The sequence below is a fragment of the Treponema sp. R6D11 genome (assembly GCF_054786075.1).
In genome coordinates this window covers 1-21887 of sequence record NZ_BDHD01000024.1, presented here as the reverse complement: position 1 = coordinate 21887, position 21887 = coordinate 1, and the positions used below count along the sequence as shown (strand labels likewise).

At 46.0% G+C, this 21887-nt stretch carries 36 protein-coding genes; 32 read left to right on the top strand and 4 right to left on the bottom strand.

The window, feature by feature from the left end:
* Window positions 1-53 precede the first annotated feature (53 nt).
* Window positions 54-1202, top strand: a complete 1149-nt coding sequence (locus ACYVTD_RS04310) for a tyrosine-type recombinase/integrase (RefSeq protein ID WP_461246556.1) — start codon at window positions 54-56, stop codon at window positions 1200-1202.
* A 19-nt stretch (window positions 1203-1221) separates the two neighbouring features.
* Entirely contained in the window at window positions 1222-2001 is a 780-nt protein-coding gene (locus ACYVTD_RS04305) for a hypothetical protein (RefSeq protein WP_461246555.1), read from the top strand.
* Window position 2002: 1 nt separating this feature from the next.
* Here ACYVTD_RS04305 and ACYVTD_RS04300 read toward each other — a convergent pair whose 3' ends face one another.
* From ACYVTD_RS04300 to ACYVTD_RS04285, 4 genes are all read right to left on the bottom strand, one after another.
* A complete protein-coding gene (locus ACYVTD_RS04300) occupies window positions 2003-2164 on the bottom strand; it encodes a hypothetical protein (RefSeq protein ID WP_461246554.1) in 162 nt (53 codons plus the stop codon).
* A gap of 3 nt (window positions 2165-2167) precedes the next feature.
* Window positions 2168-2305 carry a hypothetical protein gene (locus tag ACYVTD_RS04295; RefSeq protein WP_461246553.1) on the bottom strand — a complete coding sequence of 46 codons (138 nt, stop codon included), beginning with the start codon at window positions 2303-2305 and terminating at the stop codon, window positions 2168-2170.
* A 74-nt stretch (window positions 2306-2379) separates the two neighbouring features.
* Entirely contained in the window at window positions 2380-2568 is a 189-nt protein-coding gene (locus ACYVTD_RS04290) for a hypothetical protein (RefSeq protein WP_461246552.1), read from the bottom strand.
* A 192-nt stretch (window positions 2569-2760) separates the two neighbouring features.
* Complete coding sequence (locus ACYVTD_RS04285) at window positions 2761-3240, bottom strand: helix-turn-helix domain-containing protein (RefSeq protein ID WP_461246551.1); 480 nt, start codon at window positions 3238-3240, stop codon at window positions 2761-2763.
* A gap of 189 nt (window positions 3241-3429) precedes the next feature.
* On the opposite strand from ACYVTD_RS04285, the gene ACYVTD_RS04280 reads away from it, so the two are divergent.
* From ACYVTD_RS04280 to ACYVTD_RS04135, 30 genes are all read left to right on the top strand, one after another.
* Window positions 3430-3591, top strand: a complete 162-nt coding sequence (locus ACYVTD_RS04280) for a hypothetical protein (protein ID WP_461246550.1) — start codon at window positions 3430-3432, stop codon at window positions 3589-3591.
* A 72-nt stretch (window positions 3592-3663) separates the two neighbouring features.
* Complete coding sequence (locus ACYVTD_RS04275; RefSeq protein ID WP_461246549.1) at window positions 3664-4311, top strand: hypothetical protein; 648 nt, start codon at window positions 3664-3666, stop codon at window positions 4309-4311.
* A gap of 15 nt (window positions 4312-4326) precedes the next feature.
* A complete protein-coding gene (locus ACYVTD_RS04270; protein WP_461246548.1) occupies window positions 4327-4683 on the top strand; it encodes a single-stranded DNA-binding protein in 357 nt (118 codons plus the stop codon).
* Entirely contained in the window at window positions 4676-5008 is a 333-nt protein-coding gene (locus ACYVTD_RS04265; protein ID WP_461246547.1) for a hypothetical protein, read from the top strand. The genes ACYVTD_RS04270 and ACYVTD_RS04265 overlap by 8 nt, the downstream gene beginning before the upstream one ends.
* Window positions 5005-5919: a hypothetical protein gene (locus tag ACYVTD_RS04260; RefSeq protein ID WP_461246546.1), complete on the top strand. Its 915-nt coding sequence runs from the start codon at window positions 5005-5007 to the stop codon at window positions 5917-5919. The genes ACYVTD_RS04265 and ACYVTD_RS04260 overlap by 4 nt, the downstream gene beginning before the upstream one ends.
* 49 nt (window positions 5920-5968) lie before the next feature.
* Entirely contained in the window at window positions 5969-6517 is a 549-nt protein-coding gene (locus tag ACYVTD_RS04255) for a hypothetical protein (protein WP_461246545.1), read from the top strand.
* A gap of 45 nt (window positions 6518-6562) precedes the next feature.
* Window positions 6563-6739 (top strand): hypothetical protein, encoded by a 177-nt coding sequence (locus ACYVTD_RS04250; protein WP_461246544.1) that lies wholly within the window; start codon window positions 6563-6565, stop codon window positions 6737-6739.
* A gap of 144 nt (window positions 6740-6883) precedes the next feature.
* Window positions 6884-7243 carry a hypothetical protein gene (locus tag ACYVTD_RS04245; RefSeq protein ID WP_461246543.1) on the top strand — a complete coding sequence of 120 codons (360 nt, stop codon included), beginning with the start codon at window positions 6884-6886 and terminating at the stop codon, window positions 7241-7243.
* 6 nt (window positions 7244-7249) lie between these two features.
* The gene (locus ACYVTD_RS04240) at window positions 7250-7984 is read left to right on the top strand and encodes a hypothetical protein (RefSeq protein ID WP_461246542.1); all 735 of its coding nucleotides are present in this window, start codon (window positions 7250-7252) and stop codon (window positions 7982-7984) included.
* Window positions 7985-8416: 432 nt separating this feature from the next.
* Window positions 8417-9454 carry a YqaJ viral recombinase family nuclease gene (locus ACYVTD_RS04235; protein ID WP_461246541.1) on the top strand — a complete coding sequence of 346 codons (1038 nt, stop codon included), beginning with the start codon at window positions 8417-8419 and terminating at the stop codon, window positions 9452-9454.
* Window position 9455: 1 nt separating this feature from the next.
* Window positions 9456-10730: an AAA family ATPase gene (locus ACYVTD_RS04230; protein WP_461246540.1), complete on the top strand. Its 1275-nt coding sequence runs from the start codon at window positions 9456-9458 to the stop codon at window positions 10728-10730.
* A complete protein-coding gene (locus tag ACYVTD_RS04225; RefSeq protein WP_461246539.1) occupies window positions 10727-11266 on the top strand; it encodes a hypothetical protein in 540 nt (179 codons plus the stop codon). Before ACYVTD_RS04230 ends, ACYVTD_RS04225 begins: the two co-directional genes overlap by 4 nt.
* Complete coding sequence (locus ACYVTD_RS04220; protein WP_461246538.1) at window positions 11263-11856, top strand: 3'-5' exonuclease; 594 nt, start codon at window positions 11263-11265, stop codon at window positions 11854-11856. The genes ACYVTD_RS04225 and ACYVTD_RS04220 overlap by 4 nt, the downstream gene beginning before the upstream one ends.
* Window positions 11853-12137 (top strand): recombinase RecT, encoded by a 285-nt coding sequence (locus ACYVTD_RS04215; RefSeq protein WP_461246537.1) that lies wholly within the window; start codon window positions 11853-11855, stop codon window positions 12135-12137. Before ACYVTD_RS04220 ends, ACYVTD_RS04215 begins: the two co-directional genes overlap by 4 nt.
* Window positions 12137-12943: a recombinase RecT gene (locus ACYVTD_RS04210; protein WP_461246557.1), complete on the top strand. Its 807-nt coding sequence runs from the start codon at window positions 12137-12139 to the stop codon at window positions 12941-12943. Before ACYVTD_RS04215 ends, ACYVTD_RS04210 begins: the two co-directional genes overlap by 1 nt.
* Before the next feature lie 10 nt (window positions 12944-12953).
* On the top strand, window positions 12954-13826 hold the full coding sequence (locus ACYVTD_RS04205) for a hypothetical protein (RefSeq protein ID WP_461246536.1): 873 nt from the start codon (window positions 12954-12956) through the stop codon (window positions 13824-13826).
* Window positions 13827-13905: 79 nt separating this feature from the next.
* The gene (locus ACYVTD_RS04200) at window positions 13906-14163 is read left to right on the top strand and encodes a hypothetical protein (protein ID WP_461246535.1); all 258 of its coding nucleotides are present in this window, start codon (window positions 13906-13908) and stop codon (window positions 14161-14163) included.
* A gap of 17 nt (window positions 14164-14180) precedes the next feature.
* A complete protein-coding gene (locus tag ACYVTD_RS04195; RefSeq protein ID WP_461246534.1) occupies window positions 14181-14618 on the top strand; it encodes a transglycosylase SLT domain-containing protein in 438 nt (145 codons plus the stop codon).
* The gene (locus ACYVTD_RS04190) at window positions 14608-14784 is read left to right on the top strand and encodes a hypothetical protein (protein WP_461246533.1); all 177 of its coding nucleotides are present in this window, start codon (window positions 14608-14610) and stop codon (window positions 14782-14784) included. Before ACYVTD_RS04195 ends, ACYVTD_RS04190 begins: the two co-directional genes overlap by 11 nt.
* Window positions 14784-14954, top strand: coding sequence for a hypothetical protein (locus ACYVTD_RS04185; RefSeq protein WP_461246532.1), 171 nt, complete (start codon window positions 14784-14786; stop codon window positions 14952-14954). The genes ACYVTD_RS04190 and ACYVTD_RS04185 overlap by 1 nt, the downstream gene beginning before the upstream one ends.
* Window positions 14951-15697, top strand: coding sequence for a DUF5131 family protein (locus ACYVTD_RS04180; RefSeq protein WP_461246531.1), 747 nt, complete (start codon window positions 14951-14953; stop codon window positions 15695-15697). Before ACYVTD_RS04185 ends, ACYVTD_RS04180 begins: the two co-directional genes overlap by 4 nt.
* Window positions 15694-16176, top strand: a complete 483-nt coding sequence (locus tag ACYVTD_RS04175) for an HNH endonuclease (RefSeq protein ID WP_461246530.1) — start codon at window positions 15694-15696, stop codon at window positions 16174-16176. The genes ACYVTD_RS04180 and ACYVTD_RS04175 overlap by 4 nt, the downstream gene beginning before the upstream one ends.
* Complete coding sequence (locus ACYVTD_RS04170; RefSeq protein WP_461246529.1) at window positions 16173-17006, top strand: radical SAM protein; 834 nt, start codon at window positions 16173-16175, stop codon at window positions 17004-17006. Before ACYVTD_RS04175 ends, ACYVTD_RS04170 begins: the two co-directional genes overlap by 4 nt.
* The gene (locus ACYVTD_RS04165; protein ID WP_461246528.1) at window positions 16996-17232 is read left to right on the top strand and encodes a hypothetical protein; all 237 of its coding nucleotides are present in this window, start codon (window positions 16996-16998) and stop codon (window positions 17230-17232) included. Before ACYVTD_RS04170 ends, ACYVTD_RS04165 begins: the two co-directional genes overlap by 11 nt.
* Complete coding sequence (locus ACYVTD_RS04160; RefSeq protein ID WP_461246527.1) at window positions 17229-17969, top strand: DNA cytosine methyltransferase; 741 nt, start codon at window positions 17229-17231, stop codon at window positions 17967-17969. Before ACYVTD_RS04165 ends, ACYVTD_RS04160 begins: the two co-directional genes overlap by 4 nt.
* On the top strand, window positions 17867-18808 hold the full coding sequence (locus tag ACYVTD_RS04155) for a DNA cytosine methyltransferase (protein ID WP_461246526.1): 942 nt from the start codon (window positions 17867-17869) through the stop codon (window positions 18806-18808). The genes ACYVTD_RS04160 and ACYVTD_RS04155 overlap by 103 nt, the downstream gene beginning before the upstream one ends.
* Window positions 18805-19452 carry a hypothetical protein gene (locus ACYVTD_RS04150; RefSeq protein ID WP_461246525.1) on the top strand — a complete coding sequence of 216 codons (648 nt, stop codon included), beginning with the start codon at window positions 18805-18807 and terminating at the stop codon, window positions 19450-19452. Before ACYVTD_RS04155 ends, ACYVTD_RS04150 begins: the two co-directional genes overlap by 4 nt.
* Window positions 19449-19856, top strand: coding sequence for a hypothetical protein (locus tag ACYVTD_RS04145; protein WP_461246524.1), 408 nt, complete (start codon window positions 19449-19451; stop codon window positions 19854-19856). The genes ACYVTD_RS04150 and ACYVTD_RS04145 overlap by 4 nt, the downstream gene beginning before the upstream one ends.
* A 209-nt stretch (window positions 19857-20065) precedes the next feature.
* Window positions 20066-21166 carry an HNH endonuclease gene (locus ACYVTD_RS04140; protein WP_461246523.1) on the top strand — a complete coding sequence of 367 codons (1101 nt, stop codon included), beginning with the start codon at window positions 20066-20068 and terminating at the stop codon, window positions 21164-21166.
* A complete protein-coding gene (locus ACYVTD_RS04135; RefSeq protein WP_461246522.1) occupies window positions 21167-21847 on the top strand; it encodes an ATP-binding protein in 681 nt (226 codons plus the stop codon). It abuts the gene before it with no gap.
* Window positions 21848-21887: the final 40 nt, after the last annotated feature.

The following is a 21887-nucleotide window of genomic DNA, read 5'->3' as shown; positions in this document are numbered from 1 at the left end:
AGGCGGCAATATAAGTCTTTATTACATAAGGAATTACGGAATGATGGATCGTATTGACAAAAAAAGTAGGACAAAAAGTGGGACAAAAGATTTCAGTCCAAGACGATTTTTACGTCTTCCCGGTCGGGAGGGTGTACTACGTCAAATTCCGTAATCCGCAGACAAGGGAATTGCTGTCAAAGGTATCGTCGGGATTAAGATACAAAACGGCGGCGGTGCAATGGGCAAGGGAAGAATGGAACAGGCGGTGCGCTTCGGCGGGGCTTAAAGACACCCCGTTAGGCGAATACGCCAAATTCTTTTTTACCGCGCTTGCCGATGATCCGTTTGAGATAATGGTCAAGGCTGCGGGTCGGCACCTTGGGTATAAGACGCGGAAAGACTACCGGGCTGATCTGTTAAAATACATATTGACGGACAAAGTTTGCGGAATAAGCATACCCAGAATAACCCGCGCCGATTCAATGGGTTTCCGTGATCGCCTTATCGCCCGGTTCGGCTTGTCCCGGAAAACAAAGCGGATATTCCAAGCCTATAAAAACGTGATACACACCGCCCTTGAAAAGGGGCTGACGCAGACGGATTCCGTCATCCGCCTTGGCGTTGCGTACAACAAACAGAAACGCCCCGCCGTGAACATCGAAAACGTGAAAAAACTAATGAACCCCGACTGTTGGAATAACGCTAGGATACGCCTTGCCGTCATCACCGCCGGAATGATCGGGCTTCGGGCGGGGGAAATCCGGGGCATTAAATGGCGGGATATTGACCTGAAAACGGAGACGATTCACGTCGTGCGGAATTATGTCAACGTCGAAAAAGAGAAACTTCCAAAATGGGAGAAGACGCGCAACACGGTCTACCCAAAGACGCTTCAGGCGCTGCTTGAGCCGCTCCGCGCCGCCCCGGACGAAAGGGTTTTTATGATAAGCCCGAAACGGGGTCCGCTGTCATACGGCAAACTGCGGTCGTCTTTCAATGAGGCGGTCGCAAGGGCGGGGATACCCAAAATCACGCTTCACGGTCTCCGTCACTCCATACAGACCGCCCTGCGGGGGCGGGGCTTGAACCCCGAACTGCTGCGGGCGACCTTCGGCTGGGAAGACGAAAAAGTGCAGGAAGGGTATACCCATCGAGACCTTTATGATCTATCATCTCAAAGAGAGCATACGGACTTATTATTTATAGAATTAACGGATTGACAGGGGGAAAGGAACGAAAATGGCGCAGGAAACAATCAAAAACACGTTTGAAGAAGGAATGGCGTTAGACAAGTACGAGCGGAAGTATCTGAAGTATCTTGACACCTTCAAAACCAACAAAATGGCGGTAGAGGTGTTTGAGGCTTTTAGGACTAAGGACTTGCCAACCATTGAAGACACGTTAAAAAACCTATCACGGGCGACGAACATACACCTTTACTTAATCGGTATCGGCTGCCTTATCATCGAGCGTGAGGGGCTTTACAGAGCCGCCGGCGTAAGGTCGTACCTTGAATACGCCCAAAAACGGCTTTTCCCGGAATTGAATATGTCCGACGCTACTTTAAGCGACGCAAAAATCATCATGGAGACTTATATAGACAACAACAAAATGTTAAGCAAGTCCGGCTTTAAGTTGGAAGGAAACGCCCACAAATTAAAGTACCTTGCCCAAGCGTTGGCGAACCACGACGAAGAAGAAGTCTTAAACCGGCTTAATAATGACAGTCTCCGGGGATTCTCCGACTGGGCGCGGCGGTCAAACGTCGCCCGGCTGCCGGAGCCTGAACCGAAGGTGGACATCGAGATAAAGGGAAACAGGGTTTTCGTGAACGGCAAAAACATTCTTAATTTCCCGCGGGGGCTGCCCAAAAAGACGAAGGACTGGATTACCGCCGATCTTGGAAAAACATTCGCCATCCGTGAGGGCGGCGGGGAGCCGTACATTACGGAGACCTACGGGCGTGGGGAACAGATCGCCATTGAGAATTTTAAGAAAAAATACAGGGCGAAAAAATAGGTTATAGCCCGGCAGCGTCCAGTAATGCGCCGATTTCGTCAAGGTCTGTTTCTATGTTGTCCAATTCAAGGGACGTTTCGTAAATTTCCAATTCTTCCAAGTAACGCCCTTGAAACCGCTTGTAAATAGCGTCCCAACAAATAATGAAAGTAAACCAGTCCATATTTTAATTATCGGTATAAATGTGCAAAGATCGGTCTTTGATTTTATCAAGTCCGCGCATATTTCCGTTTGGGTTTCCGAATTCGGCAAAGTCGCAGTCCAGTATATAATCCCGCACCTTTACATTAAATCCAATATCCATATTGCCCCCGTGGTTATCGCGCAAACCAGAGCATCTAACATACGCTCCCGGTATAAAACTTTTATTTGGCATAATTAACCCTCATTTGGCGTACCACTCGGTGGTGGGGCTATTAATTTTTTTATATCTATATCAATGCCCCCCTTCTCTAATAATTCCGTAAAAGATTCAACCGCCCCAATGTTATTGGCGGCTTTTTCCCGACGTATTACGCGCTCAAGTATTTTTACCTGTTCTTTCGTATAGCGAGGATCGGCTTTCATATTAACTTTACCTCCTTTTCTCTTGTAATTCATTATACAATTTCTTAAATCCCTCTGATTCTGTAAGTTTGTCTACAAAGCGAAAATATCTTTTTATCATCTTTTCTCTTTTCTTCATCTTTCCTCACACCCAAACCGGGCAAATAATCCCACCTTCACGTCGGACACCCCTATAAACCCCCGTCCATGTTTTCAAACTGGTTTTTTTGACGTATCCGCCCGCCTGTCCGCTTCCCCTTTTTTGGTAATCCCCAAAGCCTGTTTCGTATTCTCCTGCGCTTCCAGTATCATCTCTGCGTTTTTTTGGACGTGCCGTTTGTTTTCTGGCAGCAGTTCGCGGAATACGCCGATCAGTTCTTCTTCGTCCGCCGGTAATTCTACGCTGTTCTCATCAAAAAGTTTTGGTCGCCCATTGTCCGGCGGCGGCGGAACGAACATATCGCCGTTACCATTGCAAAGCCATTCCATATTTACCGTTTTTCCTTCCGCAAATGTGTTAGGTGAACATATCAGATTTATGTTTTGTTTGTTGACGGCGCTCCTGTCCAGTTCCATAGCCGAAATCTGACCGTGGGTAACAAATATTTTTTCCGCGAATTTTTCCTGCGTCATTCCGAGTGCGAGCCTGACTTTTTTCACCCTGTCGTTGATGGATTCAACTTCACTTCCCATAAAAACCCCTTTTTCCTTCGTTTTCTTCCTTATTATAGCCCCTCATAATCCTACCTTAATTATCGGAATTTTCCAAAAAAAAATTCTAATAATTTGCAAAAAATAGTTGACAAACTCTAATAATTATTATTATAATTCTAATAGTTAGCAAATGTCAAGAGTAAAGCTGTAAAAAGCAAGGAGAAGTTTATGAGCAAGGACGAGGAAAAATTGCTTGAAAATTACCGGAAAATGTCGCCCGAAAACAAGGCGCATTTATTATCCCTAGCCCACGCCACAAAGTCGGCGCAGGAGACGACCAAAAGGGCGATGCAGAAAAAGAAAGCCGCCCCGAAGCGGAAATCGGCGTAACCCGCGCCGTGGGTGTTAGTTTGACACCCTATTTTTAGCCTATAGCCCCGGCAATCCGGGAAGGAAAGGAACATGGTTTATTTAATTCAGGTCGGCACCTACAGCCGCCGCCAAACATTTAACAAGCTGTATGAAAAAGCGGTACTGGTCGATGACAAGTACACGGCAGAGGACATCAACCGATATTTTTCAGAAAAGTACGAAGGTTTTTCAATTACCGTCAAGAAGATTAAGGAAGTCGAACTGACTGATATTCAGTCGGCGATCTCCGTACCTTCCGAAAAACCGCAACCCCAGAACGCGCCGAAAGCGGAATCAGTCATAAAAGACTTCAACATAAGCTACACGGAAGACGAAAGAAAACTGCACGAAGAATGGCACAGGTACATAGGGAACGCAGATATTACGCTTCTCAAACTCCATAATAGTATAGAACAGCGTTACAGAAGGCTTTTTTACGGCGACGGCACCCCTGAACTTGAAACGAATTATAGAGGGACAACGTGCAAAAATTTCCCCGTTAAAGCAAGGCTGTTCATAGAGACGGCGAAAAAATGCGACGACACTGTACCCGCCGCCCCCGTCGAACAGGAAACCCCCACTTCACATAACACCACCCCAGAATTTGACGCGGAAAGCGGAAATCATCAACCACAGACGGAAGGCGATTACGACAGCAACCGCAGTGGCGCTTATTCGAGCGACGACATTCCATTTTAAGGCAGGGAGGAAAGATTGAACGACTTAAACAGCATACTGCTGGAAGGAAACATCACAAGAGACCCAACGGTGCGTAACACCCCAAATGGTACGCCGATAAGCGCTTTTCCCATTGCGAGTAATTATTTCTACAAAGACGAAGAAGGAAAACAAAGGGAAACAAGTTTTTTTGACATCGAGGCGTGGGGCAAGTTGGCGGAAAAATCTATCGCCATGGCGCACAAGGGACGGGGCTGTCGTATTGCCGGACGGCTTAAACAGGAAAAATGGAACGGACCCGACGGCAAGCCCCGGTCAAGAATTATCGTTATTGCCGCGTATATTGAATATAAACCCGAAGGACGCGGGCATAAGGAAGATCACGATGAGTAGACCGCGCCCTCCGTCCTTCGACTGCATACACGACATAATGAAGCGCCTAGACCTGTTGGCGAAATTGGGCGTTAAGGACTTGCCCATTAACGCCGAAGAAGCGAGCGCCGTTACCGGGCTTGCCAAGAACACCCTTTGCCGTTATGCGACAATGGGACACTTCCCGGTCTATAAATATCCCAACCGCAACCTATACCCGCTCCGCGAAATGTGCGAATGGGTATTAGAGCATTATCACGGGGTCAAAGTCAAAAAGACTTCAGACATGAACAATTACAAGGTAGTAAAACGACAAAAACCAACAAGGAAAGGAGAAATCGCATGAACAACATCGAAAGATACCATCTTGCCGTAAACACGGTAGATTCGATCTTCGACGACCTAGACAGGTCGTTACAGAGAGCGGGAGCGTTATTCGGAAAACCCGAAGAAGCTCTTTACAACCTCGTATTCCCGGAAATAAAAAGCGTACTGGGAATATCTATCGGCGGCGACCTGTCCGGCGATTACAAAGAAGAAGGCAACGGATACACGGGCGAAGTCCGGGACATCGGTCTGTTGCTTAACTCCGAAGATCAGCCGTGGACAACCATAGCCGAAATATCCGAAATCGCCGGAAAGGGAAACGCAAAAAAGATTTTCAAGCCCGGCGATTATCTCATTATCCCCCTGTCGGCGCGTGAAGACAAAATTGACGGCGTTACTTTCCCCGCCATAGAGGAAACCGGGGTAAAAATTGTCGTTACCGCCGTATTCGACGACAAGGTTATTTTTAATTTTGAAAACGAACTTTTTAAGGCTGCGATGAACAGCAAAAACACGAACAGCGGTGGTTTTGCGAAGACCGCCGCCGCAAAATACCTCAATACCCGTTTTCTTAAAACGACGTTAGTCCACATAGAGGATTACCTCTTGCCGAACATTGACGGCTTGAAAGTGTCATTGCCGACCGCTTATGAAGTCTTTGGCGAAAGCGAAGACGGCGACTGGGACGATACCGTGAACTGGGGTGAGGCGGTACGGCACCCCTATTTTGAAAAATGCACGAATCGGATCAAGGTCTGCGTTGACGACCTTAACGATACAAACTGGTGGCGGTTGTCCACTCCGTATGCCCCCAGCGCGAGCGGCTTTTGCAATACCAGCAGCTGTGGTGATGCCTTCTGCACCATTGCCAACGATCCGTGGGGCGGTGTCGCCCCCGCTTTCTGTGTCGGTGATAACCAACACGAATAATCTTGGGGTGGGTGCGTGAATAAATTATGGGGGATTGGAGGAAAAAAGAATGAATGACCAAGAATGGTGCAAAAAAATCGAGGGAGAAATAATCGACCTCAAAAAACGTGTAGACAAGTTGGAAAGCAACTCCTCTTGTTCTGACGAGCAAAAAGTTTTAGAGGGTGATATTGAATGGCCGGAAGCAGTCTTTGGCGGTTTACATTTCAACTCTCAAAAGACACACGCCGTATTTGAATTGAAAGAAGACGGTAAATATTACAGCCGTGATATTCTTTTCAATTCCGCAAGGGATACGGACAAAGGAACTGGTAGAGACTTGCTTACGGAGTATTTGGAAAGCGAAGCCGTCAAAGAGGCGATTCAAAATGCCTTTAATCTTGATGAGAAAGTTAGTGTATTCATACCAGAAGAAAATCAAGGTGTGAAAAAGTACAACGGCGTTGATTGGTTGTATTGGCTCAAGCCCCGATCCGGCTCGTCTGCTATCTTCACTATTGTCAACAGCATTGGCACTAGCAACTACTACAACGACGCGAGTGCTGTAGGTGGCTGCGCCCCCGCTTTCTGTGTTGGTGCGAAGCAGCGGCACAATTAATCTGGTCTCCCGCCCCCTCGTGGGGCGGGGAAGGAGAGTTAAGAAGTGAAAAAATTTCGTGTTCAATTCGAGATCGACGTTCCCGACGATACCTCACGGGAACAGGCGGAAGAATGGATCAGGTATTGCGTGGGCGATACCGGGACGATTGAGGGCGGCAACCCCTTAATTGACAGGAGTTTTGATCCCATTTTTAACACATTCGAGTTGGTAGAAAAATGACAAACATTATTTTGAGCGCAGCAGCCCTTGTCGTTTTTATCCTTCTCTTGATCAGGTATTACGGGAGGCGTTTTCCGAAAGGCGTTGGCTTTCCTTTAACCCGGCGTCGCCGGAAGAAAAAAACCACTTTAGGAGGGTAATTCAATGAAAAAAATCGAATTACAAACAATTCAGAACGGTGCAATTTTGGATCTGTTCGACGAGGAATTTAAGAAAGTCCTTGCCAACATCGAGGACGAAAACACCGCTCCGAATCAAGAGCGTTCTTTAACGATAAAGATCGCCATCAAGCCGGATAAAACAAGACGGACGGGTGAGATTAAATTACAGGTGTCTTCATCGCTTGCGAAGATCAAACCCACCGAATCCTTTTTGTTTTTCGATAAAGACGGGGACGGTTATTTCTCCGCCTATGAGGACGACCCCGGACCCGAACTTCCGGGAATTGCCGAAACAAACGGCAAGATCAAACAATTCAAACAACAGGCTGCGGTTGGGGAGTAACAGAATATGGAAAGAGACACTATTGAAAAGGTCGAACAGATGACAAAGGACAGTTACCTTGTGGAAGTCGGCGGTCGTAAATATACGGCCACAAACTTGCACCCGGTTATCTATAATCCGAAGCCGTCAACATTGACCGTTCACAATCTGCGGGGGTTCTGCGGATTTATCAAAAACGACATTGATAAACTCATTAAGGGCAAACCCCATTTAATCGTGGTCAACGATCACAAGTCCGTTGATCTTATCTCCGACGTTGACGGAGAAGACAAGAAGCGGACTATCCTTATTTCGGCAAGAATCAACGATAGGCTTGACGAATTCCCGTTTGGAAGTTTCCTCTCCCAAGAAGAATTTGCCATTACTTTCCGCTCTCTCTTTAAGGCAAGGAAAGACGACGATTTTGATTACGTTCTTTCTTATGCGTCGAAGCTGTCCGGCGGAACGCAGATCGAATTGGAAGACGACGGCGTTACGCAAAAAGTCGCCGTAGCGAGGGGCGTGTCCGGGGCGTTAAAAGACAAGGTTGCGTTAAAACCAATCGTCAAACTTTCCCCATACCGCACGTTCAGGGAAGTTGAACAGCCGCAAAGCGAATTCTTGCTCCGTATCCGCCTTACAGGTGAGATTCCTAATATAGCCCTCTTTGAAGCGGACGGGGGGGCGTGGGTAAACGACGCGACGCAAAACATCGTCGCCTACATCGAAAGCGCCGTATCGGGTATCCCGGTAATCGCCTAAAAGGGGATTTATGTTTTTAGGGTATTATGTGCTTTTCTATTATTACGTCGGGCGATACTGGCATGATATTGAAAAGTTTTTATCAGGCGTTGAAAAGGCTAAATATGGCCAAAAACAACGGGCGGCAAGGCTAATTCCTACCGCCTTTAAGTTGGAATGGAGGTGTTACCGGGGCTTTATCAAGCCCCGCGGTAAACCTTAATTCCTCCCAGTTAAACCATTTGCCGGGGCGTGAGGTATCGCCCCGGTTCTGGGGGTGTGGCGAAAGCGGAAAGCGCCGACGTGTTACGGATAACGCCGTCAACACGTCGAACACAGGGAACCATGGGCGCAATGAGTAATTAACCGGGCGTTAAATCCTGTATGTAGGGTCAGCACCTACCGCCCCCAAAATTCCGAGCAATCGGAAAAAAATTAGAATGGAGGAAATTTATGAGCGAACAGCCTGTTATTCAGGCAATGCTTGAGCGTTGCCCTAACGCAGTCAGGACGGACACCATGTCTTATGAGGACTGGCTTGATCTGCGGCGGAATAGCATAGGGGGGTCCGACGCAGGATCTCTTATGCTGTTAAATGGTGAGTGGGGAACACCTTATACGGTCTATGGGCAGAAAAAAGGGTGGGAAGAATCAAAGGAAATGAGCGTCGCCGCGAAGCGGGGCAAACTCTTGGAACCTGTTATGAGGGACTGGTTCGCGCAGTATTACCCCGATCTTGAAATAATCAAGGTTCCGTATATGTTCTATTCAAAGGAACACCCCTTTATGTCGGCGAACTTGGACGGGCTTGTATACGCCAAAAACCCGGCAACTATCCGGGGCAAGACGATTCAGGGGATCGGCGGGCTTGAAATAAAGTCTTCAAAGTACGGCTATAACTTCGGCGAAGACGAAATTCCCGATTCTTATTACGCGCAAGTGCAGCACTACATGGTCGTTATGGAAATGGACTGGGTTATTCTTTATGCCTGTTTCCTTGACACGGAAGAAACGCAAGTGTACGTCATTTTACGGGATAAAGAATTTATACCGAAAATGATCGCCGTCGAAAAGAATTTTTGGGAAAACAATGTCTTGGCGGACGTTATTCCCGCTTCGGTCGGATTCCCTTGTGAAGACGACATGATAACCGGAATGTACGAGGGGTCGGCGACCACCATCGCTCTTTCCGAAGAAGAAAAGAAAATCTGCGGAACAATAACCGACCTTGGCGAACAGATTAAAACCCTCAAAGAACAGCAGGAAGCCGCAAAAATCGACCTTAAAACAAAACTTGTCAAAAAGGCGAAACCGAGCAAAACCGAAAGAAAATTATCGGCGCTTGGCGGGCGGTATAAAATTTCATGGACGTTCCTTGAAAGCCGCCATGTTGACACGGAAGCCCTGAAAAAAGAAGGCTTGTATGACAAGTTTTGCAAGATAACCGAAACGGACAGATTAACCGTCTCCATTGACAAGAAGGCGGTGTAATATGGCGTTATTAAAAAGAATCGAAATCCGCAATCTGCGGAAAATAAAACAGGCTGATATTGACTTTCACGGACCCGGACTTCAAATAATACAGGGCGCGAACAAAGCGGGCAAGAGTACAATCGCCCAGAGCATAGCCCTTACTTTCGAGGGTCCGAAGTCATACACGCCCGGCATGATAACGGACGGTGAAAGCCATGCGGAGATAATAGCCTATACCGACGACGGCCTTCAAATAAAAACTTCCATTAAAGATACCGTCAAACAGTCGATAGCGAAATACAACGACGATTTACAGCGTTATGCCGTCGTTTCCGGCGGTGTCCGTGAATTCCTTAATTCCCTGCGGTCGGGGCTTGAAATGCCGTGGGCGTTACGCACAAAAACCGACGCGCAGATTATTGAGATCCTGAAAGACCGCGCCGGAGTGTCCGCAAAAATCGACCAGATAGACTGCGAGATCAAGGACAAGGAAACCACCAGAACCGAAACGGGCAGGGATAAAAAGAAACTTGGCGAACCGGGAAAAACGCCGGAAGAAAAAAAACACCCGCCGAAGATCGACGACCTGAAAGCGGAGAGGGAAGCGGCTACAAAATACCTGAAAATCCAACGTGAGGTGTTTGACAGGGCGGCGGAGTACCTGCGGGGAAAATGCTCATTCGATTCGATTGAAGACATTGAGGGCTTGAAAGCCGAAGTTGATCAGGCGGTTAAATGCGCCAAGAAACGCCTTGACGAAGCGGGCAAGGCGTACACGCAAGCCGAAGTGGACGAAATGGACAGGAAGTTTGTCGAATGGAACACCGAAGAAGAGGCGGCGAAAACATGGGACGCATACGTCGAAAAGAAAGCAAGCATTGAGCGCCTTGCCGGACAATACGACAAACTTACCAAAGAGATCGAGGCGTTACGGGAAACCCGGAAAAAAACGCTTTCCGAAATTACTTTAATCGACGGCTTGACCATCGGCGAAGACAATATGCTCTACCACAAGGGGATTCTCCGGGGCATTACGGACACAAACGACAAGGATAATTGGAGTACGGCGGAAAGCATACAGGTATTCTTCTCCATCGGCGCGGCTTTCTCCGGCAAATTAAAGGTATTGGTCGTAGACAACGCGGAATCCCTTGACGGCAAGACGACCGCCGCAATATCTAAATGGGCGGAAACGTCCGCTTATCTGGTCATACTCCTTAAAGTCGCCGATATGCCGGAAAATTTGGAAGACGGAATTATCTACCTGAAAGAAGGTGAGGTGGTTACAAAATGAAAGCCAAATTTATCGGAGAAGATTACGACGTATTAACCAATTACGGTTATACATACTCTATAACCGAAGGCGGTTGGGTGAGCAACAACCTTGCGACGGTCGTATATCAAAACAGGTGTCCTTATGAGGGGCAAATTATGCAATACACGCCCGGCAGGAATGAAGTACACGCAAGGAATATAACCACGCTTGTAACCGCCGGGCTTGCGAAATGGAAGGACAAACCATCTTTAACCGGGGTGGAACTTATCGCGCAAGAACGGAAACGCCAAATAGAGGTAGAGGGTTTTTCTGCGGAGCATGACGACGAACTTATTAACGGGGAATTGTCCGACGCAGCGGCTTGTTACGCCCTGTCTCCAGAATATCTGGTGATGACCTTTGACGGTGGCGGGTCGTTTTTGCACAATGTTTGGCCGTTTAACATGGAATGGTACAAACAGACAACGGGAGACCGCAAGATAGACCTTGTAAAAGCCGGGGCGTTGATCGCGGCGGAACTTGACCGCCTTATCCGCATGGAGGAAAAACTATGACGGTAATCTGGCTTGATACGGAAACTACGGGGCTTGAGCCTGTCAATTCCGGGGCGTTTGAGATAGCGATACTTGTCTATGCGGACGTGATAGAAGGCGAAAAAACGATACATAAAATGGTCGAAGAAAAAGTTTTCCGTCTGAATCCGTTAGACGACGAAGTGCTATACCATGAAAGCGCCGCGAAAGTGAACGGCATAACAGAGGAAGAAATAAAATCTTTCCCGCCGGCGGCGGAAGTTATACCGGAATTGGCAAACTTCCTTAAAAAACATCTCCCCGAAGACGAAAGAATGGTTTTTGCGGGTTATAATTGCAAGTTTGACTGGAGCCATATATCGGCGTTGTTTTTCCGCCATGGCGGTTATGTCATGGAAGATTATTTTAACGGAAGGCTTATCGACGTGTACGATCTGGTCAAAAAAGCGGCAAAACATCTCCCGAAAACAAAAAACCAGAAACTTGAAACCATGACAAAAGCCCTTGGCATAGAGCATACGGGAGCGCACGGGGCGTTATCGGACATAAAAGCCACAAGACGGCTTTATGAAGTTATTTATCTTATCACACACAAAGGAGAAAATAAATGAAAACAGACGGAAGCGACGCAAAAGACAAGACGAAAGAAACATCGCCCGAAGAACAGGCGCGGAAGACGTTACAGCACCAGATTGAAAAAATGGCGGGGCAATTCGAGAACGCCCTACCCAACAAGATCGGCGTTGAACGGATGATGAGGATCGTAATGACGGCGATTCTCAATAACCCCAAACTTGCCCAGTGCGAGCCGAATTCGTTTTTCGGTTCCCTGCTTCAGGCGTTACAGTTGGGGCTTGAGGTAAATACCCCCCCCTCGGACAGGCGTGGTTAATCCCCCGGTGGGACGGCAAGGCGAAAAAACTCAAATGCCAGTTTCAAATGGGTTATCAGGGGCTTGTCGATCTTTGTTACCGTTACGGCACATACCGCAGGATAACCGCCGAAGTGGTCTACGAAGGCGATATATTCGAGTACAAAAACGGCACTGCCCACTATATCGAACACATACAGAAATTCAAGACGGAAAACCCAAAATATGTGTGGGCGCTTTATGAGACAGAAAACGGCGGGCAGAATTTCGTCGTGTGGACGTGGGACAAGATTATGAAACACGCAGAGGAGTTTTCTGAATCCTACGACAGCGAAAAGGACGAATGGAAGTATAGCGCATGGTCGTCAACCCAAGAATCGAAAGAATCTATGGCGAAAAAAACAATGCTTGAAAGGGTGTTAAAGTACGCCCCGAAGTCCGTTGAATTGAAACAGGCGCTTATCGCAGACGAAAACGCAATAATCGCCCGCGCCGTTACCGAAGGCGGAGAGACAAAATTCCAATTCGACATCGAAGACAAGATTATCCCCGCCATCGAGGACGACCGGGACAATCCCAACATAATAAGGGAAAAACCCCCGACAACCGCCGGAAACGGAAAGCCCGCGGGCGAAAAAGAGGCTGTTCCCGCCGCCGCGAAAGAGACAGGGGAAAAAACGACCGTGCAACAGCAGACCGCTACACCGCCCCCCGCCGCTACTCCTGAAAGTACGCCGGAAAAATCGGACGGTGCCGGCACTGGGGGGGGCGTTGTTTTCCCCCGAAGAAGAACAGGCGTTAAAGAATACGAATATACCGAAGTTTGAGGACTGATAAATGGACGCAGTTAGACTTCCGGCGCATGGGGCGCTGTATAAAAACAATTATATAGTCTTGCGACCGACCAACCAGAAGGATCTCGAATCCGTGTTGGCGTTTTTCAAGACGAAAGCAAAAAGGGAAGAATACAACAACAAAGAATATTTTGTTCAAACCTTCCTTACATTGCCCCAACAGCATCGGACGCACAAACAGCTAAAATCGGTATTTGCGTTGGTAACGGCTATATTTGAATCAATGGAAGGGCGGACCCCGTTAGATGACGAAAAAACGAAACTGTATTACGACCTGTTAGACCTTTACGCCGACAAAGTGCCTAACCGCTTTAACAAGGAACTTCGCCCGGTTCACATATCCGAAGCGAACTCGATACAGGGGTCAAGGTTCATTGACGGCTTATTACAGCACCTTGCGACGGAGTGTGAACTGGATTACGGGACTATGGCGACCGTCCAGAGCGTACTGGAAGACTGGGAAGACTGGAAGGGACGGCAGGAATACGACCCGTCGGATTACCGGGACGTTAATTGCCAAGAAATGCTGACCCATGACGAATGGATTAAAACGCACCCCTATTCAGAGGCAAGCGGTCGGTCTGGCAGGATCGTGAGGGCGCATATCGTGAGCCGGGGGTCGGACGCTGCGGACATTGAAAAATCGTGGAATTGGTTAGCGTTACTTTGGGACGAACACGAAAAACAGCACCGTATCGGTTGGGACGCATTTTTACAGATTTACCCGCACTTAAAGGGGCGCGTTGACCGCGCCCGGACTTTGGCGGGCAAATTGGAACTGGATTACAGGACAGAGCGGCTTGCCATTGAGTACAAGCCGGATAATTTAGCCGAAAAGGCACTGGAGGAAATATGAACATTACAGCGGACGTAATTGTAGAATTGTATGCGAAATACCAGATGGGTAAAAAAGCCCAGAAGAAGGAGCAGGGAAAATGCCGTCCATCGAAGTAAGCTGTCCCTCTTGCGGTAAGGAAAATATTATTGAGATGAATTTCCGTGAACAGCGGAAAGACGGCATGGCGGAATTGCTTATGTCGATGATGGGGGACATGGGGATAAAAAGCTACAATTTTTATGGCGACGGCTGTTGCCCCCAATGCGGACAGAGCGTTGACGTGCTCCTGACCGTCGGCGGTGGGGTAAAGAATAAAAAAGATTCCGTGAAAATAATTACCGCCGGGGGATTTTGATGATTAGGGAGGGGAAAGTGTTTGATTTAATTATGGCGCTCATTTTAACTATCGCCGCCGAAACGGGAGTACCGCCCCGCTTCGCGCTTGCCGTTGCGTTAGAAGAAAACAGAACGCTTAATCCGGCGGCGGTAAGCCGGGTTAATGATAACGGGAGTTATGACCTTGGCGTTATGCAATTAAATTCTGAATTCTATGGGCGTATAAATTGGCGCGACCCGGAAACGAATATCCGCGCCGGTTGCCTACACATTAAAGAATTAATGAGTAAGCCGGAATTAAACACATACTGGTCGGTCGCCGTTGCGTATAACTGCGGGTTTGCAAGATATTCAAACGGCAAAACGCCGCCCCGAAACTCCCTTGAATACGCAGATCGGGTCATGGCGAGGTGGTACAAATTGGAAGGGGTGATATATATAAACCCGGTCATAAGGGGGAAGCGTGAAAATTAAAATGACGGGCAAGTCCTGCGGCGAAGAATATTTGTATGACAATGTTGTTTTGGTTATTCCTTCTCCCCGTGGTTTAGAAATAACGGATAATGACGGCGAAGTCCGCCATTTTTCTTACAGATATTTTAAGATGCGGATCGTCAACGACGACGAACAGGGGGAGTAATGAAAATGACAGTTGAAGTAATTTACAAGGACGGGCATAAGGAAAAATATAAATTCTTCTTTTTCCAGTTTGAAAAATACCGCGGGGAAATTGATGTCAAGGAAAAAGACGGAAAGACAAAATTTGTAGACATAGATCCCAAAAAAATAAAGGAGATAATCATTAAATGAATAAAACTCCGATTGAATGGTGTGATAGGACATGGAACCCCGTTACCGGGTGTCTGCATAACTGTCCGTATTGTTACGCAAGAAAGATTGTGCGGCGTTTTGGGAAAAAAGAGGGTGAGAGCGTTTTTGATAGTACCAAAATACATGACAGGAAAATGCGTCTTGATAAAAATCCATATCCGTATGGTTTTGATCCGACATTCCACAGATACCGCCTTGAAGAACCACAATTAGAAAAGAAGCCGCAAAATGTTTTTGTATGTTCGATGGCAGATTTATTCGGGGAGTGGGTTCCTGACGAATGGACATTGGAGGTCTTTAAGGCTTGCGAGAAAGCCCCACAACACAGATATTTGTTTTTGACAAAGAACCCAATACGTTATACAAGGTTGTTTATACCGGGCGATGTATCAAATATGTGGTTTGGTACAACGATTACAAATGATAATGAGCCTTATTTTTGCGATTCAAGGGTAAATTCTTTTTTAAGCATAGAGCCAATTCAAAGTGATTTTACTAATTTTCGTACTGGCGGCCGTCTTTATGCTATCGGTTGGGTGATAATCGGCGCAGAGACGGGGAATCGAAAAGACAAGATTATTCCGCAAAGAGAATGGATAGAAAGAATAATAGAACAATGCAGATTCGATCATGTCCCGATCTTTATGAAAGACAGCCTTGCCGAGATATGGGGCAAACCGTTGATACGGGAATACCCGTGGTTACAAGGAGAAAGCGAATGACTATAATAAACATAAAAGGCTACGATGTTATTATTGACGACGATATAGCCCCCCTTATTAAAGCCCGGATATGGCATATTGCCGACCGCAAGAGAGGTATTTATTTTGCCACTTCCGTAAAGCACCCCGACGGCAAAAGCCATGATATTAAACTTCACAGGTTTATTATGAGCGCCCCGCCGGAATCCGTCGTAGACCATATTGACGGTAATTGGCTTGATTGCCGACGGCAAAACCTGCGGATATGCACAAGCGCCGAAAACAGCAGGAACGTACCAATGCGAAAATCGAACACCACCGGATACAAGGGCGTGAATTACGCGCCAACCAAAGGAAAATACCGGGCGGGAATAAGGATAAACGGCAAATACAAGCACCTTGGGTATTTTGATACAGCCGCCGCCGCGTCCGATGCCTACCAAGAGGCGGCGAAAGAATTGTTTGGAGAATTTTACAGGAAGGAGGCGATAGCGGTATGAGCCTTGCGCGGGTATTCCCAAGACGAACCAACGCCACGCCGACAGACGACCTTGCTTTTATAGGGGAGCCAGATTTATTTGCGCCGACCGCCGGGATAGAGCGCGTTCACATATCGGTATCTTTCACTTGGGATATTCCCGAGGCGGAAAGGCTTGAAAAGGCATGGAGACAGATCGCGCCGACGGAAATCGGCGGACCCGCAATGGGACAGCCGGGCGGAGACTTTGAGCCGGGCAGGTACCTGAAAGAAGGTTATGTGATCACATCGAGGGGTTGCCCGAATCGCTGTTGGTTTTGCGGCGTGTGGAAGCGTGAGGGCGATACCGTCCGAGAATTGCCCGTTACGCAGGGTTGGAATGTGTTAGACGATAATCTTCTTGCCTGTTCCGACGCTCATATCCGCGAAGTGTTTTATATGCTTCAAAAACAGAAAGAACAGATAGTGTTCTCCGGGGGATTGGAAGCGGCGAAGTTAAAACAATGGCACGTCGAAGAATTGGCCGAAATAAACCCGAAGCGGTTATTTTTCGCTTATGACACTCCCGACGACCGCGAGCCGTTGTTTGAAGCCGGAAAGCTGTTAAAAGAATACGGCTTTAGGGTATGCGACGCAATGAGGGCTTACGTCCTTATCGGTTATCACGGCGACACGTTTGAGAAAGCGGAGATAAGGTTAAGGGAATGTATAATGGCGGGCTTTATGCCTTTTGCGATGTTATATAGGGACTGGGAAGGCAGAAAAGATCGTAGTTGGGGGCGTTTTCAAGAAGAATGGGCGCGACCGGCGATAATAAATCAAAAAGTAAAGGAGTATCACCATGACAAATAACGAAAATTTTACGGCGGAGAATATCTTTGACATGATCGACAACCAGTCGGTGTCAAAAGACGGCGGAGTTAAACTCATTGAAAATTACGGAATAAGAAAACAAAGGGAAATTATGAATTCATTGCAAGAGGATTTTCCGGCTTCTAAAAAAATTATGGAAGCCATTGAAAGAATCAATAACCAGTTAGACGAAATGCTAAAAAGCATAACAGGAGTGGAAAATTGACGCTAGGCAGTCTTTTTGACGGTATCGCAGGATTCCCGCTTGCCGCCGCAGTCAACGGCATAACGCCCCTTTGGGCAAGCGAAATTGAAGCGGCTCCTATAAGTATCTCAAAAAGGCACTTCCCGGAAATGAAACATCTGGGCGACATAAAAAAGATTAACGGCGCGGAGATTGATCCGGTTGACTTAATAACCTTCGGCAGCCCCTGTCAAGATTTAAGCGTCGCCGGGAAACGCGCCGGATTGGAAGGCAAGAGATCGGGCTTATTCTTGGAAGCCATGAGAATAATAAAAGAAATGAGAGGAAAAACAAATGGAAAGTACCCAAGCAGAATTATTTGGGAAAACGTCGATGGAGCCTTTTCTTCAAACGGGGGAGAAGATTTTAGAATCGTCATTGAAGAAATCGCCAACATTGCAGGGGGGGGGGGGCAATTTCAATTCCTCGACCTCCGTCAAAAGACGGAAACGCTGTTTGGAAATCTGCAGGAGCCGTTGTGGGAGACGGTTGGTCGTTGGCTTGGAGAAAATTGGACGCTAAATACTGGGGAGTGCCCCAACGTCGTAAAAGAATCTTCCTTGTCGCAGATTTTGGAAAAAAATGTGCCGGAGAAATACTATTTAAGTCCGAAGGCTTGCCGGGGAATCCTGCGGAGGGCGGAGAGGCGGGGAAAGGAATTGCCGGAAGCGCTGAAGGCGGCGTTAGAGCAGCAGGCTTTAATGGGTGGCGAAGCATAACGAGAAACATCGAATACGAAGAAGATCGCGCCCCTTGCCTACAGACAAAAATGCCGCCTGATGTGGTCGTCGGCGTTGACGGGCATAATCAGAATTTAACAGGCGATATTGTCAATACTTTAAGGGGCGGCAGGGTAGACAAAGATAATATAGGTTTAGTTATCCTGAAAGATCAGGGCGGGGGCAGTATCAATGTTGAAAAAGGGGAAATATCCCCCACTTTAAGGGGACAGTCGAAGGGACACGAACCCCTTGTGTTTGAACCGGGTGCGGTTTCACGGACGGGCAACCATTATTACGAAGACGGAACCACGGGGACATTACGCGCAAATATGGGCGATAACCAATTTGCGGTAGCGCTGGAAAATCACCCCAACGACAGCCGGATAAAAATAATTGAAGACGGAAAAATACAGACCTTATCGTCTCGAATGAGAACGGGCGGCGGTAACGTGCCTCTTTTGATGACCAAAGACAATAAACCAGATTATACCGTCATTACATACGGATTTAAGTCTTTTGGACAGTATAAGGCAGACGATGTGTCCCAAACAAGGAAAGCGAGAAATGACCCCACTACAGAGGATTTAATTCTTGATCCCATGATAACAAATAAATATATAATCCGCAGATTAACGCCGCTTGAGTGTGAACGCTTGCAAGGTCTACCGGACTACTGGACTGAATACGGAATAATGCCGGAGAAATACCGTACAGGTCTTCATGAAAAGGTGTTGTTACAAAAAATATCCGACAGCCAAAGATACAAGGCTTTAGGAAACGGTATGTCGCACCCGTGCGTTGATTTTGTTGTGCGGCGCGTAAAGGAGACGGCATGAGAAAAATAATTGATATGGCAGGTAAGAGGTTTGGAAGGCTGAAAGTCATCGGATTACATAATGCTGGTAAAACTTCAAGGTGGAATTGCCTGTGTGATTGTGGAAAAACGACAATAGTAAATTCACAAAGTCTTAGAAGGGGCTTTACCAAAAGTTGCGGATGCCTTAGCGCAGAATTATTAACAAAGGGGCATAGAATTAAACACGGATTAACGCTTAAAAACAGGCGGCTTGCAAGAATTTGGTACGGCATGAAAGACCGTTGTTTCAATGTAAAAAATTCACGTTATAACCGCTACGGCGGGCGCGGTATAACTGTATGCGATGAATGGAAGAATGACCTTTTACTGTTTTTTACATGGGCAATGAATAACGGCTATGCGGATAATTTATCAATAGACCGCATTGATAATGACGGGAATTATTGTCCTGAAAATTGCAGGTGGGTATCTAATGGCGAACAGGCAAGAAACAAGTCGTCAAATAGAAAGCTGACGGTAAATGGTATAACAAGAACGCTTATTGAATGGTGTGAAATAACAGGAATGAAGTTTGAAACAATTGAAGGAAGAATTAAAAGAGGGTGGTCTCCTGAAAAAATAATAAATACGCCTGTAAATAAAAATATATGGAGAAACAGATGAGAAGAATTTGTTTTGACCCAAGATTTGTAGATTTTGAAAAATCTGATCTTATAGAAGGTAAGATACATAGTATCAGGCAATCATACCAATTTTGGAAAAAATTTGAAGGGCGGGAAGTGGCTTTATTTGTGTGGGAAGGAAAGCCGTATCGAAGCAAGCAGAAAGTTTTTTGTGTGAAGAAAATCGTAAGTGTTCAAAAAGTAGTTTTATTTGGTCAGGTAATGACCGAGTGGGGCGATAAAGCCCTGCCTGATTATTACGTCAATAAAAAAGAAATTCCAAAATACAAGATCGCAGAAAACGACGGTTTTGAGACCGATGATGAATTGGACGAGTGGGCGTTTAACCACAAATGGGAAGATGGGATTATGGCGATCTTGCATTTTACGGATTTTAGGTATTAGGGGGATACTTTGAGAGGTTCAGATTTGGCTTTGGCGGGAACATTATTGGGGTTAGGTGCTTATGCTCAAACCGGCAGAAGGGGCGGAGAGTGTAGCTTTCACTTGCCCAACATAGCAGAAAACGAGCGCATAAAATTGGGTTTTCAGAAATTCCGCAGACATAAGCATAGGCGCAATAAATTGCATGATAAAAGGAAAGGGAGGGGCAAATGAGTACGCAACGGTATATTTCAACCAGTTTTTGGGACGATGAATGGGTACAGACGCTTAATTTAACTGAAAAGGCTTTATATCTTTATTTATTAACAAATACGCTTACAAATATAGCCGGAGTATATAAAATATCAGAAAGGAGAATATTATTTGATACGGGGCTTTCCGGTGATGACTATAAAAATATATTTGACAAGTTTGAGAAGCACGGGAAAGCCTACAGAATAAGCGAATATATAGCGTTACCAAAATGGCCAAAACACCAGAAATGGGAAGAAAAATCCAAGATAAAAGACGGGATAATATCATGTTTACAAGAATTGCCTAAAAATATATTAAAATATTTACATAATATTAATTATCAGTTTGATTTGTCTTTAGTTGATAAAACAATTATTGCTAGTAAATCGCGCCATAGTATTTCTGGCGGGAAAGCGAAAGCGGTTAAAGAAAAATCGGAAAATAAATGCGCTATATGTGGAAATGAAGGAAAATTGATAATACATCACATAAAACCATTAAAAGACGGCGGAACTAATAATATTGATAATTTACAGGCTATTTGTAAAGACTGTCATTATAAAATTCATATGTCCAAAAAAGTCCATATATCATATAAGGACAAAAAAGGAAGTCCAAAACAGTCTAAAAAAGTCCCTAACTATTCTGATCTTGATCCTGATAGAGATATAAATTCTGATTCTGATAAAGATAATAATACAAAAAACACCCCCACTAAAAATAAACCCATCGCACTTTTATCCCGTGAGCCTAAAAACGACATAGAACGGGTTGACAAAAAATGGCTTGAAAATTATATCGCATTATACGGGGAACAGCCTATTAACCCCGATTGGAAAATTACCGCGCCTTTAATAAAAAAAATAATAAAACAGGTCGGAGTAGATAAATTATTAAACGCCCTTGATAATGCGAAAACAGATAATTTTTGTATTAAGTCTGGATACCTGTTAAAAATAATATTGTCGGGGAATGTAATATCTCGTTTGGTAAATAAGTCGCCTGATTCTATTCACCACATAGCCAGAGACAACGCGCATGAAGAAGACGCAGATAAATATTTTAGGAGCGAATAAATGAGTGAAAACGTATTTCAATTACTTGAAAGAAAAATCGCTGAACAAAAGGAAATGGAAAAAGCGGAATGGGAAGCCCTACCCGAAAGCGAAAAACAGCGCATTATTACGGAGAGGAAAGAGGCAGAAGCGAAAGAACAGATAAAAAAACAAATATCGGCATGGAAGAGCAAGGGAATCACGGAGCGTTATTATAACGCCTCATGGGAAAATTGGATCGCCGATACAGCCGGAAAGAAAAATGCCATAGATAAAGCGAAAAAGGCGTGGACTGATAATCTGTTTTTTATCGGAAATAACGGAACGGGTAAAACATATCTTGCCATGTGCCTTGCGAAAGACGGCGCTATCTACCGCGAGGAATCAAGCATATTTAGGGAAATAAGGAATGATTTTGAAAACGAAGAGGATATATTGGATTATTACGGCAAGTGCAGATTACTTATTATTGACGAAGTGGGCAGGCAAAATAAAAAAGAATTGAGCGAGTTTGAACAAAATACCTTTTTTGAAATTATCAATCGGCGCTGGAATAACTGTCTGCCGACAACGCTTATAGCGAATATGGACGCAAAGGAAGTAGTGAAATTTTTGGGTGTTCCTATACTCGACAGGCTAAATCCCATAATTGTCAATTTTGACTGGAAGAGCATGAGGCGGGAAGAGGTGAAAAATGCGTAGTCCGTCGGTCGCGCTGATAGGATTCTTCCTGTTCATAGCG

Excerpts from the sequence above, each read along its gene's own strand:
- ACYVTD_RS04305 (WP_461246555.1), top strand. The coding sequence starts at position 1,222 with ATGGCGCAGGAAACAATCAAAAACACGTTTGAAGAAGGAATGGCGTTA.
- ACYVTD_RS04300 (WP_461246554.1), bottom strand. The coding sequence starts at position 2,164 with ATGGACTGGTTTACTTTCATTATTTGTTGGGACGCTATTTACAAGCGG.
- ACYVTD_RS04295 (WP_461246553.1), bottom strand. The coding sequence starts at position 2,305 with ATGGATATTGGATTTAATGTAAAGGTGCGGGATTATATACTGGACTGC.
- ACYVTD_RS04290 (WP_461246552.1), bottom strand. The coding sequence starts at position 2,568 with ATGAAAGCCGATCCTCGCTATACGAAAGAACAGGTAAAAATACTTGAG.
- ACYVTD_RS04285 (WP_461246551.1), bottom strand. The coding sequence starts at position 3,240 with ATGGGAAGTGAAGTTGAATCCATCAACGACAGGGTGAAAAAAGTCAGG.
- ACYVTD_RS04280 (WP_461246550.1), top strand. The coding sequence starts at position 3,430 with ATGAGCAAGGACGAGGAAAAATTGCTTGAAAATTACCGGAAAATGTCG.
- ACYVTD_RS04275 (WP_461246549.1), top strand. The coding sequence starts at position 3,664 with ATGGTTTATTTAATTCAGGTCGGCACCTACAGCCGCCGCCAAACATTT.
- ACYVTD_RS04265 (WP_461246547.1), top strand. The coding sequence starts at position 4,676 with ATGAGTAGACCGCGCCCTCCGTCCTTCGACTGCATACACGACATAATG.
- ACYVTD_RS04260 (WP_461246546.1), top strand. The coding sequence starts at position 5,005 with ATGAACAACATCGAAAGATACCATCTTGCCGTAAACACGGTAGATTCG.
- ACYVTD_RS04255 (WP_461246545.1), top strand. The coding sequence starts at position 5,969 with ATGAATGACCAAGAATGGTGCAAAAAAATCGAGGGAGAAATAATCGAC.
- ACYVTD_RS04245 (WP_461246543.1), top strand. The coding sequence starts at position 6,884 with ATGAAAAAAATCGAATTACAAACAATTCAGAACGGTGCAATTTTGGAT.
- ACYVTD_RS04240 (WP_461246542.1), top strand. The coding sequence starts at position 7,250 with ATGGAAAGAGACACTATTGAAAAGGTCGAACAGATGACAAAGGACAGT.
- ACYVTD_RS04235 (WP_461246541.1), top strand. The coding sequence starts at position 8,417 with ATGAGCGAACAGCCTGTTATTCAGGCAATGCTTGAGCGTTGCCCTAAC.
- ACYVTD_RS04230 (WP_461246540.1), top strand. The coding sequence starts at position 9,456 with ATGGCGTTATTAAAAAGAATCGAAATCCGCAATCTGCGGAAAATAAAA.
- ACYVTD_RS04225 (WP_461246539.1), top strand. The coding sequence starts at position 10,727 with ATGAAAGCCAAATTTATCGGAGAAGATTACGACGTATTAACCAATTAC.
- ACYVTD_RS04220 (WP_461246538.1), top strand. The coding sequence starts at position 11,263 with ATGACGGTAATCTGGCTTGATACGGAAACTACGGGGCTTGAGCCTGTC.
- ACYVTD_RS04215 (WP_461246537.1), top strand. The coding sequence starts at position 11,853 with ATGAAAACAGACGGAAGCGACGCAAAAGACAAGACGAAAGAAACATCG.
- ACYVTD_RS04205 (WP_461246536.1), top strand. The coding sequence starts at position 12,954 with ATGGACGCAGTTAGACTTCCGGCGCATGGGGCGCTGTATAAAAACAAT.
- ACYVTD_RS04200 (WP_461246535.1), top strand. The coding sequence starts at position 13,906 with ATGCCGTCCATCGAAGTAAGCTGTCCCTCTTGCGGTAAGGAAAATATT.
- ACYVTD_RS04185 (WP_461246532.1), top strand. The coding sequence starts at position 14,784 with ATGAAAATGACAGTTGAAGTAATTTACAAGGACGGGCATAAGGAAAAA.
- ACYVTD_RS04180 (WP_461246531.1), top strand. The coding sequence starts at position 14,951 with ATGAATAAAACTCCGATTGAATGGTGTGATAGGACATGGAACCCCGTT.
- ACYVTD_RS04175 (WP_461246530.1), top strand. The coding sequence starts at position 15,694 with ATGACTATAATAAACATAAAAGGCTACGATGTTATTATTGACGACGAT.
- ACYVTD_RS04170 (WP_461246529.1), top strand. The coding sequence starts at position 16,173 with ATGAGCCTTGCGCGGGTATTCCCAAGACGAACCAACGCCACGCCGACA.
- ACYVTD_RS04165 (WP_461246528.1), top strand. The coding sequence starts at position 16,996 with ATGACAAATAACGAAAATTTTACGGCGGAGAATATCTTTGACATGATC.
- ACYVTD_RS04150 (WP_461246525.1), top strand. The coding sequence starts at position 18,805 with ATGAGAAAAATAATTGATATGGCAGGTAAGAGGTTTGGAAGGCTGAAA.
- ACYVTD_RS04145 (WP_461246524.1), top strand. The coding sequence starts at position 19,449 with ATGAGAAGAATTTGTTTTGACCCAAGATTTGTAGATTTTGAAAAATCT.
- ACYVTD_RS04140 (WP_461246523.1), top strand. The coding sequence starts at position 20,066 with ATGAGTACGCAACGGTATATTTCAACCAGTTTTTGGGACGATGAATGG.
- ACYVTD_RS04135 (WP_461246522.1), top strand. The coding sequence starts at position 21,167 with ATGAGTGAAAACGTATTTCAATTACTTGAAAGAAAAATCGCTGAACAA.